This is a genomic window from Neobacillus niacini (genome assembly GCF_036961885.1).
GTDB lineage: Bacteria > Bacillota > Bacilli > Bacillales > Cytobacillaceae > Neobacillus > Neobacillus niacini_H.
This window is the reverse complement of record NZ_JBALNQ010000001.1, coordinates 112690-126842: the sequence shown is the minus strand read 5'-3', so window position 1 is coordinate 126842 and position 14153 is coordinate 112690. Positions and strand designations below refer to the sequence as shown.

The 14153-nt window shown below is 40.4% G+C and carries 10 protein-coding genes; 1 reads left to right on the top strand and 9 read right to left on the bottom strand.

What is annotated here, in order from left to right; translation table 11 throughout:
* Positions 1-14: 14 nt before the first annotated feature.
* Positions 15-2693, bottom strand: coding sequence for a calcium-translocating P-type ATPase, SERCA-type (locus tag V7124_RS00670; protein WP_335411729.1), 2679 nt, complete (start codon positions 2691-2693; stop codon positions 15-17).
* Between the two features lie 191 nt (positions 2694-2884).
* Here V7124_RS00670 and V7124_RS00665 point away from each other — a divergent pair, with 191 nt between their 5' ends.
* On the top strand, positions 2885-4597 hold the full coding sequence (locus V7124_RS00665; RefSeq protein WP_335485027.1) for an Rqc2 family fibronectin-binding protein: 1713 nt from the start codon (positions 2885-2887) through the stop codon (positions 4595-4597).
* Between the two features lie 35 nt (positions 4598-4632).
* Here the strand turns inward: V7124_RS00665 and pyrE are convergent, their stop codons facing one another.
* Genes pyrE through V7124_RS00625 form a run of 8 tightly spaced genes read right to left on the bottom strand, consistent with a single transcriptional unit; the run spans position 4633 to position 14136 of the window.
* Positions 4633-5265: an orotate phosphoribosyltransferase gene (gene pyrE / locus V7124_RS00660; RefSeq protein WP_335411733.1), complete on the bottom strand. Its 633-nt coding sequence runs from the start codon at positions 5263-5265 to the stop codon at positions 4633-4635.
* Positions 5262-5978 (bottom strand): orotidine-5'-phosphate decarboxylase, encoded by a 717-nt coding sequence (gene pyrF / locus V7124_RS00655; protein ID WP_335485025.1) that lies wholly within the window; start codon positions 5976-5978, stop codon positions 5262-5264. The genes pyrE and pyrF overlap by 4 nt, the downstream gene beginning before the upstream one ends.
* Positions 5950-6891, bottom strand: a complete 942-nt coding sequence (locus V7124_RS00650) for a dihydroorotate dehydrogenase (RefSeq protein ID WP_335485022.1) — start codon at positions 6889-6891, stop codon at positions 5950-5952. The genes pyrF and V7124_RS00650 overlap by 29 nt, the downstream gene beginning before the upstream one ends.
* A complete protein-coding gene (locus V7124_RS00645; protein WP_335485019.1) occupies positions 6888-7661 on the bottom strand; it encodes a dihydroorotate dehydrogenase electron transfer subunit in 774 nt (257 codons plus the stop codon). Before V7124_RS00645 ends, V7124_RS00650 begins: the two co-directional genes overlap by 4 nt.
* Positions 7658-10864: a carbamoyl-phosphate synthase large subunit gene (gene carB, locus V7124_RS00640; protein ID WP_335411741.1), complete on the bottom strand. Its 3207-nt coding sequence runs from the start codon at positions 10862-10864 to the stop codon at positions 7658-7660. The genes V7124_RS00645 and carB overlap by 4 nt, the downstream gene beginning before the upstream one ends.
* The gene (locus V7124_RS00635) at positions 10843-11949 is read right to left on the bottom strand and encodes a carbamoyl phosphate synthase small subunit (RefSeq protein ID WP_335411743.1); all 1107 of its coding nucleotides are present in this window, start codon (positions 11947-11949) and stop codon (positions 10843-10845) included. The genes carB and V7124_RS00635 overlap by 22 nt, the downstream gene beginning before the upstream one ends.
* Positions 11946-13232, bottom strand: coding sequence for a dihydroorotase (locus tag V7124_RS00630; RefSeq protein WP_335485016.1), 1287 nt, complete (start codon positions 13230-13232; stop codon positions 11946-11948). The genes V7124_RS00635 and V7124_RS00630 overlap by 4 nt, the downstream gene beginning before the upstream one ends.
* Positions 13192-14136, bottom strand: a complete 945-nt coding sequence (locus V7124_RS00625) for an aspartate carbamoyltransferase catalytic subunit (RefSeq protein ID WP_335411748.1) — start codon at positions 14134-14136, stop codon at positions 13192-13194. The genes V7124_RS00630 and V7124_RS00625 overlap by 41 nt, the downstream gene beginning before the upstream one ends.
* Positions 14137-14153 lie beyond the last annotated feature (17 nt).

Here is a 14153-nt window from a genome sequence, read left to right as displayed (position 1 = left end):
GATTATAACACACTTTATTTTGTTTTTCTTAACAAAAATGATCCGGCTAGTAAAAAAGTTGGAATGGATGATAGTCCAATAATCAATAGCCAGTCTTTTGCTAGGATTGGCAAGGTATGAAATATTGGTTGGAAAGGCGGGTAGTAGATCACTACAATCATCAGCGCAAGTGATGAAATTACTGCCCAAACAAGGTATTGATTCCCAAATGGGTTTCTTGATAAGACAGACTTTTCACTTCTACAATCAAATACGTGAATAAGCTGTGCCATAACTAGCGTTGCAAAAGCGATTGTTTGTGCATATTCAAGATTAGCCGGATTCTGATCATAAACAATGATAAAGGCAAACAGCGTTACGATTCCAATAAGAAAACCCCGTGAGACTACTTTCCAGCCTAACCCTCTGGCAAAGACACCTTCATTAGGACTACGTGGTTTGCGCCTCATTACATCCTCTTCAGGCCGGTCTAGTCCTAAAGCCATTGCAGGTAAACCATCGGTCACTAAATTTACCCAAAGAATTTGAATCGGAACGAGTGGAAGCGGCAGCGCTAAAATCATCGCAAATAACATAACTAAAATTTCCCCTACGTTTGAAGCAAGTAGGTAGCGGACAAATTTTCGAATATTTTCATAGATATTTCTGCCTTCTTTAATTGCTGCTTTTATGGTTGCAAAATTATCATCAAGTAAAACAAGAGAAGATGCTTCTTTGGCTACGTCTGTTCCTGTAATCCCCATTGCAACACCGATATCTGCAGCTTTTATGGCTGGTGCATCGTTTATTCCATCACCTGTCATCGCTACAATATGCCCTCTATTTTGTAATGCCTTGACGATTTTCAATTTATGCTCGGGTGAAACACGAGCAAATACGGATACTTCATCTACTACATCTTCAAGCTCATCAATCGACATTGTTGATAAAGCATTACCATCGAGAACCTTGCTTTTTTTGGTTAAAATTCCGAGTTCGGCCGCAATGGCTTTCGCAGTAATGACATGATCACCCGTTATCATGATCGTTTTTATTCCTGCCTCCTTACATTCTTTCACGGCGTCTTTCACTTCTGGTCTTGGCGGATCAATCATCCCTTGAACACCAATAAACGTTAATTTCTTCTCGGCTTCCTGTTCGCTAAGGATAATTGTATTCTCTGGAACAGGTTTAAAGGCTATTGCAATGGTTCTAAGCGCTTTTGATGCAAGATGATTGATGGCCTCTTGCACCTGACTCTGGACTTTCTGGCCAAGATATTGTGTTTTGCCATCCCAGAGGATTGATTCACTCTTCCCTATTATCACATCTGGTGCACCTTTGGTAACAATAAAATTCCTGCCTTGTTTATCTTTAACGTGCATACTCATCATTTTTCTGACAGAATCAAACGGAAATTCCTTGATGATTGTGAACTCATCTAATAAATTTGAACGGTCCAACCCAGCCTTCATCGCACTAACGAGTAATGCTCCTTCTGTTGGATCTCCGTCAAGAATGTAGTCTTCATCCTTAATGACTAAATCTGAATGATTACAAATCATCCCAAAAACCAGCATTTGCTGCAAAGCTTTCTCTTCTTTTGGATGTATACGAGTATTGTCGCGGTAAAAATCTCCCATTGGTTGATAGCCAACGCCATCAACTGTCCAAGTATTGCCACCGCTCCATAAGTGGGTAACTGTCATTTTGTTTTGCGTCAATGTCCCTGTTTTATCAGAACAAATAACAGAAGCACAGCCTAATGTTTCTACTGCTGGCAGCTTCCTGACAATGGCGTTTTTCTTAATCATTTTTTGGACCCCGAGCGACAATGCAACAGTAACGATTGCCGGCAATCCCTCTGGTATAGCCGCAACAGCCAGTGAAACACCTGCTAGAAACATCGTATAAAGTTCGTGTCCCTGTAGGACACCAATCGCAACAACAAGAACGGTTAATACTAAAGCAACGGTTATTAGAATTTTACCCAGCTGTTCCAAACGACGTTGCAAAGGAGTATCCTGGGTTTCTGCATTTTGCAGTAAGTCTGCTATTTGCCCCATCGCTGTTTTCATGCCTGTTGCAATGACTACTCCTACCCCGCTTCCTCTAGTAATCATGGTACCCATAAAAGCAATATTCTCCATGTCCCCGATTCCAGGGTTCATTGTCTTTAAGCCATCCGTATGCTTTGAAACTGGAACAGACTCGCCAGTGAGAGCGGACTCTTCGATTTCTAAGCTTCTGGATTCAATAATCCTTACATCCGCTCCAATTCTGTCTCCGCTAGAAAATTTTATAATATCGCCGACAACAATTTCCTTAGAAGGGATTTTCACCCACTGTCCTTCACGTAAGGCAGAAACCTGTGGAGCGGATAATTCTTTTAGCGCCTGTAATGATTTCTCTGCTCTTCTTTCTTGAAAAAAGCCTAGGAAACCATTAATAATGACAATAGCGATAATCGCTACCGCATCAATATACTCACCAAGTAATCCTGATAATAATGTGGCTGCAAGCAGCACTAAAACCATAAAATCTTTAAACTGACTAAAAAATAAGAGTAAAGCAGATTGCTTTTCCCCTTCCACAAGTTCATTTAGTCCATGTTTGGCTATTCGTTTCTTTACTGTTTCTGTAGATAACCCAGCAGAAAAGTCGGTATCTAAGGTCTTTTCTACTTGATTGATCTCCATCTCATGAAATTTCATCCGACCATCTCACTTTCTCCTTTTTTCATTGAGACTAGCTCTAAAGAATGTTTATTCAGACTCGTCCAAAAAAATGCTATGATAATTAAGACAAGTTATGATTACTCTATGAACAAGATAAAATGAGACATACTTTATCCTTGTAAGCTATACTAAGGGAATAAATATGTTTGAAGTAAAGGATGTTTTCCATGTCATTTGATGGTTTATTTACAAAAGCAATTGTTGCTGAACTCGCGAGTACCTTAAAGGGTGGACGAATTAATAAAGTTCATCAGCCTTATAAAAATGAAGTTATTCTAACTATTCGTGCAAATGGAGTAAATCAAAAATTATTATTTTCTGCACACCCTAGCTATGCCAGGGTACAGCTTACGAATGAAGCTTATGAGAATCCCAGTGAACCGCCAATGTTTTGTATGCTGCTAAGAAAGCATATTGAAGGATATATATTAGAGGATGTATATCAGGTCGAAAATGATCGGATGATTATTTTTGAGATAAAAGGTCGAAATGAAATCGGTGATGTTAGCTACAAACAATTAATTATTGAAATAATGGGCAGGCACAGTAACATCGTTCTAGTAGATAAAACCCGCAACATTATTCTCGACAGCGTTAAGCATGTTTCGTTTGCCGTTAACAGTCACCGAGCGATATTACCAGGTCAGCCCTATATATACCCGCCAGAACAAAACAAACAAAATCCATTCTCTGCAGTAGAAGAGGATTTATTGAGGAAAATTGATTTTAATAGCGGTAAGCTTGATCGGCAAATCGTTGAGCAATTTGCTGGAACATCTCCTCTATTTGCAAAAGAAGTCATTTACCAAAGTGGGATTGCCAATCGAACAACGGTCCCAAAAACATTCATTCTAATGATACAAAGGATTGCAAATGGAGAGTTGAAACCATCCATCATGTCAACCGAAAATAAAGAAGTGTACTACCTTTTTCCGCTGGAACATGTCAACGGAGAAATCAAAAGCTTCTTAACTATTAGCGAAATGCTCGATCGCTTTTATTTTGGAAAGGCAGAACGGGACAGGGTTAAGCAGCAAGGAAATGATATTGAGCGGTTAATCATCAATGAAAAAGAGAAGAATGAAAAGAAGATTGAAAAATTGGAGGATACTTTAAAAGAAGCAGAGAAAGCAGATCAGCTTCAGCGTTTTGGTGAGCTGTTGACTGCCAATCTTTATGCGGCTAAAAAAGGAATGCACGAGATTGAAGTCATGGATTATTATGACGAAAACGGCGGGACAGTTGCCATCACACTAGATCCGAGAAGGACTCCTTCGGAAAATGCACAAAAGTATTTTTCTAAATATCAGAAAGCAAAAAATTCTGTTTCCATCGTAATTGAACAGATTGAAAAGGCACGCGAGGAGGTCATTTACTTTGAGAATCTACTTCAACAAGTGCAGTCTGCCTCCCCTAAGGACATTCAAGAAATTCGTGAAGAACTTATAGAAGGCGGATATATCCGCAGTCGTCAAAAACGAAATGCAAAAAAAATGTCTAATGCCAAACCGATTTTAGACCATTACCTTTCCTCAAATGGTACTGAAATTATTGTTGGAAAAAATAACAAGCAAAATGATTATTTAACCAATAAACTTGCTGCAAGAGATGAAATCTGGCTTCATACAAAAGACATTCCTGGTTCCCACGTTGTTATTCGCAGTAAAGAACCAATTGAGGAGACGATTCATGAAGCAGCAAATTTAGCTGCTTATTATAGTAAAGCTCGAAACTCTAGCTCAGTGCCTGTCGATTTTACAAAGGTACGTTTTGTAAAAAAACCGAACGGAGCAAAGCCTGGTTTTGTTATCTATGATAATCAGCAGACCGTTTATGTTACACCAGACGAGGAAATTGTTCTTAAACTAAAGAAAAAATAAGAAAATGCCCCAGATTTTCTGGCTGGGGCATTTTCTTATTCGTATTTCTTACTCCATTTTGCTGGGGCTAGACTCCAAGATAGTAAACTCTCTTGATCATTTTTGCTTATGTACCCCTGTTCAATTGCTACCTCTACTAAAGTAGGAAAATCAGTTAGTGATTCACTGTTAATATCCTCCTGTAAGAAGGCTTCCTTCCCCTTCTCTAGTCCGTATGTGAAAATGGAAACCACTCCAAGGACTTCGCATCCAGCTTCTCTGAGTGCTTGAACAGCAGTAATAACACTGCCGCCAGTAGAAATTAAATCTTCTACCACAACAGCCTTTTGCCCTTTTTCCACTTTACCTTCTATCTGATTACCTTTCCCATGACCTTTTGCACTCGACCGGACATAGCACATTGGCGCGTCTAATAGCTCACTGACCCACGCCGCATGAGGGATGCCTGCTGTTGCTGTACCTGCAATGATTTCAGCTCCTGGAAAATTCTCTTGGATAAGTGATTGCAGCCCTTTTGCAATCTCTCTTCTTACTTCCGGATACGAAAGTGTAAGGCGGTTGTCACAATAAATTGGTGAACGTAATCCTGATGTCCAAGTAAACGGTTCATTCGGCTTCAATGCAACCGCATGGATGGATAATAATTTCTCTGCTATTAATTTTTTCATACCTGAACACTCCTCCATGCTTCCATCCATTTTTCATAGCTTCTCACTGGATCATTTGATCTTGTAATTGAGCGTCCGACAACAATCGACGTCACGCCAGCATTTCTTGCAAATTCAGGGGTAGCAATTCGTTTTTGGTCTCCTGAATGATCTTTCTCCATCCTGATACCAGGGGTAACCTTGTAAAAGGTATTACCCAACGCTTCCTGAATGGATAATGCCTCCCAGGCGGAGCAAACGACTCCATCTAAGCCTGCTTCTTTCGTTAATGATGCATAATGAAGAACGGATTGCTCCAGCGAAACAGATATAAGCTGTTCTTTTTTCATTTGTTCTTCTGATGTGCTTGTTAGCTGTGTAACTGCGATGCAAGCGGGGCGCTTACGTCCTGCAACTGTACCTGCCTCTAATCCTTCTATTGCAGCACTCATCATCTCTTTGCCGCCAGCAGCATGGACGTTTACAAGGTCACATTCCAGCTTTGCAAGACCCTTCATCGCGCTCTTCACTGTGTTCGGTATATCATGAAGCTTTAAATCTAAGAAAATACGATGACCACTGTCTTTTAAATAATGGACGATTCCAGGACCCTCTTGATAAAACAGTTCCATTCCAACTTTTAGAAAAAGCTGCTCACCATTAAATGGGTGCAAAAAACTTTCTACTTCTTGACGATTTGCAAAATCAAGCGCGATGATAAGTGGGTTCTCCATGCTTTCGCCAGCTCCTTCCGGTACATTCACTAATGTGTTCATACCCCAATTTTTCTAACAGCAAAGGTAATTCCTCGATGATGGTTGGACACACAAACGGATCTACAAAATTCGCTGTACCTACCGCAACAGCACTTGCCCCTGCATAAAAGAATTCAATCACATCTTCAGCAGACTCAATTCCACCCATCCCAATGATCGGGATATTTACTGCTTGGCTTACTTCATAAATCATTCGTAAGGCAACAGGTTTAATCGCTGGTCCAGATAGCCCACCGGTGCGATTGGCTAAAATCGGCTTACCTGTTTTTAAATCCATTCTCATGCCAACAAGCGTGTTAATCATCGTTAACCCATCAGCCCCGCCTGCTTCTACAGCTTTGGCCATTTCTACGATATTTGTTACGTTCGGTGAAAGCTTTACATAAACGGGTACATCGGATACATCCTTAACCTTTTTGGTTAAATGCTTGGCAACATCAGGTATCGTACCAAAAGCGATTCCCCCTGTCTTTACATTTGGACAAGAAATATTTATTTCTAATGCATGGACATTGGAAGCTTTAGATATGCTTTTAGCAACCGCGACATAGTCCTCTTCTTGCGAACCTGCGACATTTGCAATAATCGGGACATCATACTGTGCTAACCATGGCAATTCATTGCTCAGTACACTTGCTAAACCAGGATTTTGCAGGCCAATGGCATTAAGCATTCCTGCTGATGTTTCTGCTACCCTCGGAGTTGGATTTCCAAATCTAGGTTCCACCGTTGTTGCTTTTATCATAATTGCACCGAGTTTGCTCAAATCATAGAATTGGCTATATTCCTTGCCAAAACCAAAGCATCCGGAAGCTGGCATGATTGGGTTCTTTAATGTTAAACCAGGTAACTCTAGTCTCAACTTGCTCATAGGACTACCTCCCCAGCACGGAATACTGGACCATCACTGCAAACTTTTTTATACGATACATCTTCTTGCTCGTTACTTGTTTTACATACACATGCAAAGCATGCACCTACCCCGCAGCCCATTCTTTCTTCTAATGATAAAAATACTTTCTTATGAGCATACTCTTTTTCAATTGCTTTCAGCATTGGGGTTGGTCCGCACGTATATAGACAATCAAAATCTAAATCTCGGATAATATCCGTCACAAATCCTTTGGTACCGTATGACCCATCAACCGTTGTAATATAGGTTTCTCCGTTCTCCAAAAATTTCTGTTCAAAGAAAACTGCTGATTGTGTTTGGAAGCCAAGGACATGGATCACCTTAACCCCTTTAGCAGTCAGCTGTTTTGAGAGCTCATATAGTGGAGGTACACCAATCCCTCCCCCAACTAGTAAGGCTGTTTCACCCGCATTCACTTCATCAACAGGAAAACCATTACCTAAGGGACCAAGAATATCTAGCTGCACCCCTTGCCTTTTTTCAGCCAGGAGTGTTGTCCCTTTCCCATCTGTTCGATAAATCATGGTAAATTGCGATTTCACCTTATTAAAGGATGAAATACTTAAAGGTCTACGTAAAAGTGGATCTAGTGCCTTGTCAATCCGAATATGGACAAACTGACCAGGTGCGGTAATTTCATTTACTAATTGGGCTTCGACTGTTAATTCAAAAATATCTGTCGCGATTTCCTCTTGGGAGATGATGTTGCATAATTCCTTTTTGATCATGCAAAGACAGCCTCCTTTTCCTCTATAGCCATGGCTTCAGCTGAAAAATTCATTGACTCTATTACTTTCAGAATGGCGTCTGCAGTATCTAATGACGTTAAGCATGGAACTCCATTTTCAACTGCTTCCCTACGGATTCTAAAGCCATCACGTTCCGGCTGTTTTCCCTTTGTAAGTGTGTTGATGATGAATTGAGCTTCCCCATTATGAATGACATCGAGTAATGTTTTTCCTTCTGAGCCAATTTTTCCAATTACTTTTACCTGGAGACCAGCAGACTCTAGTACAGTTGCTGTCCCACCGGTTGCCATTAGACGGTAGCCGTTGGCCGCAAATCGTTTTGCAAGCTTTAATGATTCTTGCTTATCTTTATCCGCAACTGTAAACAAGACAGTACCAAATTTTTGGATTTTCATACCAGAAGCTACTAACCCTTTGTAAAGTGCTTTTTCCAGCGTACTATCTTTTCCCATAACCTCACCCGTTGATTTCATTTCAGGTCCGAGTGTGATATCAACATTTCTTAACTTAGCAAAAGAGAAAACTGGAACTTTTACATAAACACCTTTCTTTTCAGGAACAATTCCTGGTGTATATCCCTGTTCCGTTATCGAAACTCCTAAGATAGCTTTTGTAGCAATTTTAGCCATTGGAACATTGGTTATTTTGCTTAAAAACGGAACCGTACGACTTGAACGGGGATTGACTTCAAGGACATATACTTGACCCTTTGCTAATACATACTGAATATTTAACAGACCTATGATGTTTAGACCTTTAGCCATTCTTTCCGTGTATTCCACTAGTGTTTTTTTCACAGTTTCTGATAAAGTTTGCGGTGGATATACTGCAATCGAATCCCCCGAATGGACCCCGGCACGCTCAATATGTTCCATAATTCCAGGTATCAACACATTCTCACCATCACATATGGCATCTACTTCAATTTCCTGACCTGTTAAGTAGCGGTCGATTAACACGGGATGCTCTGGATTAATCTTAACGGCATTTTCCATATAATGAAGCAATTCTTCTTGGCGATAAACAATTTCCATCGCTCTGCCGCCGAGTACGTAAGAAGGACGAACAAGGACTGGATAGCCAATTCCATTTGCAATCTCTACAGCTTCCTCTACTGATAATGCCGTTTTTCCAAGTGGCATTGGAATATCAAGCTGTACAAGAGCTTGTTCAAACTTATCCCGATTCTCAGCACGATCTAAATCCTCAAGGCTTGTTCCGAGAATTTCAACTCCATGTTCTGCTAATTTCGCTGCAAGATTAATGGCTGTCTGCCCGCCGAATTGAACAATGACTCCCATCGGCTTTTCTAAATCAATAATACTCATGACATCTTCTATCGTTAAAGGCTCAAAATACAACTTATCGGAGATACTGAAATCTGTCGAAACCGTTTCAGGATTATTATTGATAATAATCGCTTCATAGCCGGCTTCTTTAATTGCTTTTACTGAATGCACGGTTGCATAATCAAACTCAATTCCCTGTCCGATGCGAATTGGACCGGAGCCAAGCACAATCACACTTTTTCGATCCGTTACAATCGATTCATTTTCTTCTTCATAAGTCCCATAATAGTATGGTGTTTCTGACTCAAATTCAGCTGCACAGGTATCGACCATTTTATAAACAGGAATCAACTGATGATCTTTGCGCAGACTGTAAATATCTTCTTCTGTTTGTTCCCAAAGCTCGGCAATCTTTTTATCTGAGAACCCCTTTTGTTTAGCTTCCTTAAGTACTTCCAAATTTTTTGGATTGGCAGCTATTTTTGTTTCGAATTCGATGATCCCCTGAAATTTGTGTAGGAAAAATAAATCGATTTGGCTCCATTGGTGAATGGTATCTACTGTGATCCCTCGCTTAATTGCTTCTGCGATATAAAATAGTCTTTCGTCTCCAGCTTTGTGAATTCTTTTTTCTAGTAATTCATTACTGATTTCTGCTGCTCCATTTAACTCGAAATGGTAAACTCCAGCTTCAAGGGAACGAATTGCTTTTAATAATGATTCCTCAAAGGTACGGCCAATTGCCATTACTTCGCCGGTTGCTTTCATTTGGGTACCAAGTGAACGGTTCCCTGATTCAAATTTATCAAATGGCCATCTCGGAATTTTGGTTACGATGTAATCAAGTGCAGGTTCAAAGCTTGCATACGTTTTCCCGGTTACAGGATTAAGCATTTCATCCAGTGTTAAACCAACCGCAATTTTTGCTGCAAGCTTGGCAATTGGATAGCCGGTTGCTTTTGAGGCAAGAGCGGAAGAACGGCTTACCCTGGGATTTACTTCGATAATATAGTAGTTAAAGCTATATGGGTCTAGGGCTAGCTGAACATTACAGCCACCTTCAATCCCAAGTGTACGAATGATTTTAAGTGAAACATTTCTTAATAGCTGATATTCTCGGTCACTTAACGTTTGACTTGGTGCAACTACAATTGAGTCACCTGTGTGTACACCAACAGGATCAATGTTTTCCATATTACAGACAACAATCGCATTGTCATTTCCATCACGCATGACTTCGTATTCGATCTCTTTATATCCGGCAATGCTTTTTTCTAGTAAGCATTGATTTACTGGGCTATGCTTTAATCCGCTCGCTACGATTTCTTCAAGCTCTTCTGAATTATGGCAAATACCTCCACCTGTTCCTCCAAGCGTATAGGCCGGGCGTACAATCACAGGAAACCCAATTTTTTCAACGAATGACCGGGCTTCATCTAATTTATGGATAATTTCACTATCGGGAACTGGCTCATTTAGTTCATTCATGAGACTGCGAAATAAATCACGGTCCTCTGCTTGTTTGATGGCTGATAATTTCGTTCCTAGGATCTCAACCTCACACTCATCTAAGACTCCGGAGTTTGCTAATTCAACCGCAAGATTCAGACCTGTTTGACCGCCAAGAGTAGCCAAAAGTGCATCAGGACGTTCCTTCCGAATAATTCTGCTGACAAATTCTTCTGTTAAGGGCTCAATATAGACAGCGTCTGCAATCTCTGTATCCGTCATAATCGTGGCTGGATTTGAATTAACCAGAATAACCCGATACCCTTCTTCTTTTAAAGCGATACAAGCCTGAGTGCCTGCATAATCAAATTCCGCTGCCTGGCCAATGACAATTGGTCCTGATCCGATCACCAATATGGAGTTTATATCTGTACGTTTTGGCATGTTGTTGTAACCTCCTGTTTTTCAGATTCAATCATTGCGAGAAACTGATCGAATAAATGGTTTGCATCCTCAGGTCCTGGTGATGCCTCTGGATGATACTGGACGGTAAAGGCAGGATAATCTAAATGTTTTAATCCCTCTACAGTTCCATCATTTAAAGCGATATGCGTAACAACCAGCCTTGTACCTTGTAATGATTGTTCTTCAACCGTAAAGCCATGGTTTTGTGCTGTTATCGCAATTTTCCCAGTTGCTAAATCCTTAACAGGATGGTTAGAACCTCTATGACCAAATTTCATTTTGATTGTATTTGCGCCGGAAGCTAAGGCAAATAATTGGTGCCCAAGGCAGATTCCAAATAACGGTACTAACCCCATAATCTGCTTAATCATATGGATGGCTTCTGGGACATCTTTTGGATCCCCAGGACCATTCGATAACATAATTCCATCCGGACGGAATTGGAGAATTTCGTCTGCAGTTGTATGATACGGAACTACAACAACATCACAATTCCGTTTATTTAATTCTCGTAAAATACCATGCTTCATCCCAAAATCAACGAGCACAATTCTTTTTCCCCTACCTGGGCTTGGGTAGGAATTTTTTGTAGAGACGCTTCTGACTTGATCAATTGGAAGCTTTGTCTGTTTTAGTTTACTTATTACCTCATTTGGATCCCTTTCAATCGAACAGATTGCCCCTTTTAATGTCCCATATTTACGGATAATTCTTGTTAATTTGCGGGTATCAATACCGGCAATGCCCGGAATTTTTTTCATTTTAAAATACTCATCAAGTGTAAATTCACTTCTCCAATTTGAAGGGAATTCTGTCGCATCTTTTACAATAAAACCTTTTACTGCTGGATTAATCGTTTCAAAATCATCTCTGTTAATCCCGTAATTTCCAATCAATGGATATGTTAACATCACAATTTGACCGCAATAGGATGGGTCGGAAAGTATTTCCTGATAGCCAGTCATTCCAGTATTAAAGACGACTTCTCCGATTGTATCCATATGACTGCCAAAACCTTCACCGATAAAAATAGTTCCATCTTCTAAAATAAGCTGTGCTTTCATACGGTTACACTTCCTTTTTCCCAAGCTACTTTGCCACTCGCGATCGTCATTTGCGGCCAACCCTTACAAGTCCAGCCAGTAAATGGGGTGTTTTTCCCTTTTGATAAAAATTCTTGTGGGTTAATATCTTTTTCTTCATCAAGATTTAAGAGAACAATATCAGCTGGGGCACCTTCTTCAATTTTTCCGTAAGGAAGCCCAAAGCTTTCTGCAGGCTTTTTCGTCAAATAACCAATTAACTGTTCAAGTGTCATGATGTTCTTTAAGACTAAATGTGTATAAAGGAGTGGGAAAGCTGTTTCTAAGCCGACAATCCCAAATGGGGCTAGCTCCATTCCCTCATTTTTTTCTTCACTCGTATGCGGTGCATGATCTGTGGCAATAAAATCAATCGTTCCATCCAAAAGTCCTTCGAGTAAAGCTTCCCGATCACTTTTATCACGAAGCGGTGGATTCATTTTAAAATTCGGATCAAGACCTGGAATATCCTCTTGAGTTAATAATAAATGGTGTGGCGTTACTTCCGCAGTGACTTTAATCCCTGCTCGCTTTGCATCCCTTATCACGCGTACCGATTCTTTTGTACTTACATGGCAAACATGATAATGGCAGTCAGCCGCCTCTGCCAACAGCACATCCCTTGCAATTTGAACGGACTCACAAACGGAAGGAATTCCGTTTAAACCATTCCTTTTTGAAAAAGAACCTTCATGGACGCAGCCTTTATTGATTAATGTATCTTCCTCACAATGCGCAACAATCGCTACATTTAGTTCTGCAGCTTTCTTCATCGCTTTTAACATCATCTCTGCAGATTGAATGCCAACACCATCATCGGTAAAAGCAAATGCACCCGCGTTCTTCAGCGCCATAAAGTCTGTTAATTCCCTGCCTAGCTGCCTTACCGTTATCGAAGCATAGGGTAAAACCCGTACATTCGCAGTATCTTGTATTCGTTTTTGCACCCATTCCATTTGTTGTTTAGAATCTGGAACTGGTCTCGTATTTGGCATTGCCGCTAGTGTAGTAAAACCACCTCTTGCAGCAGCGAGGGTTCCGGTGGCAATTGTTTCTTTCTTCTCGCCCCCTGGCTCGCGCAGATGAACATGTAAATCAATAAAACCTGGTGATACTAACATTCCTGAAGCATCTACTTTTCGATCAACATTTTCTTCTATTTTTGTGTCAATTTTTACAATGATCCCATCTTCTATTAAAATATCAGCCTGTTTATTTTGCTTGTTAAATGCTATGTAGCTGGCGTTCTGAATAAGTAGTTTCATTCCCATACACTCCTTTTATACTTGCAATTGATCTTTTTAAGACAGCCATTCTTACATATACACCGTTTTCCATTTGCTTAAAGATTCTTGAACGTTTGCACTCTACTAAGCTATCAGATATCTCAACATTTCGGTTTACAGGGGCCGGATGCATAATAATACTATTTGGCTTCATTGTCTTTTCCCTTTCTAAGGTGAGACCAAATTGTCTATGATAATCCGCGGCTGTAAAGCTTCCCTTCTTTTGGTGACGTTCGTGCTGTACACGTAGGAGCATAACAACATCGGCATCCCGAATTGCTTCATCTATGGGTCTATATCTTGCTGCACTTAAACTATGTTGGTCAAACCATTCTAGCGGTCCTGAGAAAATCACATCTGCTCCTAGTCGTGTGAGTGTATCAGCATTTGAGCGTGCTACTCTGCTATGTCTTATGTCACCAATGATGGCAATTTTCAAACCTGAAAATCCACCAAACTCCTGGTAGATGGTTAAAAGGTCTAAAAGTGACTGTGTTGGGTGGTGGCCACAGCCATCTCCACCATTTATAATTGGAATATTTATCTTCCCAACAAGCTCATCAAAATAACGATCCTGTCCATGGCGGATGACAATGGTATTCACGCCAATGGCTTCTAGAGTTTTTACAGTATCATACAAGGTCTCCCCTTTTTGAACACTCGAAGTGTTCACTTCAAACGGAATGACGTCAAGCCCCAACCTTCTTTCAGCTATCTCAAAACTGGACTTTGTTCTTGTACTAGCTTCAAAAAATAAGTTTGCTGAAAACATTTGAGTTTTCGGCCGCCATGTTTTCCCCTCAGCAAACTCTTGCGCCTCGGAAAGTACTTGGTAAATCTCATCTACCTTCAATTCATTTGTGGTTAGCAAGTGAGTTAACATGCTATTCCCCCATCCCT

Excerpts from the sequence above, each read along its gene's own strand:
- V7124_RS00670 (WP_335411729.1), bottom strand. The coding sequence starts at position 2,693 with ATGAAATTTCATGAGATGGAGATCAATCAAGTAGAAAAGACCTTAGAT.
- pyrF (WP_335485025.1), bottom strand. The coding sequence starts at position 5,978 with ATGGAGAACCCACTTATCATCGCGCTTGATTTTGCAAATCGTCAAGAA.
- V7124_RS00625 (WP_335411748.1), bottom strand. The coding sequence starts at position 14,136 with ATGTTAACTCACTTGCTAACCACAAATGAATTGAAGGTAGATGAGATT.
- V7124_RS00630 (WP_335485016.1), bottom strand. The coding sequence starts at position 13,232 with ATGAAACTACTTATTCAGAACGCCAGCTACATAGCATTTAACAAGCAA.
- pyrE (WP_335411733.1), bottom strand. The coding sequence starts at position 5,265 with ATGAAAAAATTAATAGCAGAGAAATTATTATCCATCCATGCGGTTGCA.
- V7124_RS00650 (WP_335485022.1), bottom strand. The coding sequence starts at position 6,891 with ATGAGCAAGTTGAGACTAGAGTTACCTGGTTTAACATTAAAGAACCCA.
- V7124_RS00665 (WP_335485027.1), top strand. The coding sequence starts at position 2,885 with ATGTCATTTGATGGTTTATTTACAAAAGCAATTGTTGCTGAACTCGCG.
- carB (WP_335411741.1), bottom strand. The coding sequence starts at position 10,864 with ATGCCAAAACGTACAGATATAAACTCCATATTGGTGATCGGATCAGGA.
- V7124_RS00645 (WP_335485019.1), bottom strand. The coding sequence starts at position 7,661 with ATGATCAAAAAGGAATTATGCAACATCATCTCCCAAGAGGAAATCGCG.
- V7124_RS00635 (WP_335411743.1), bottom strand. The coding sequence starts at position 11,949 with ATGAAAGCACAGCTTATTTTAGAAGATGGAACTATTTTTATCGGTGAA.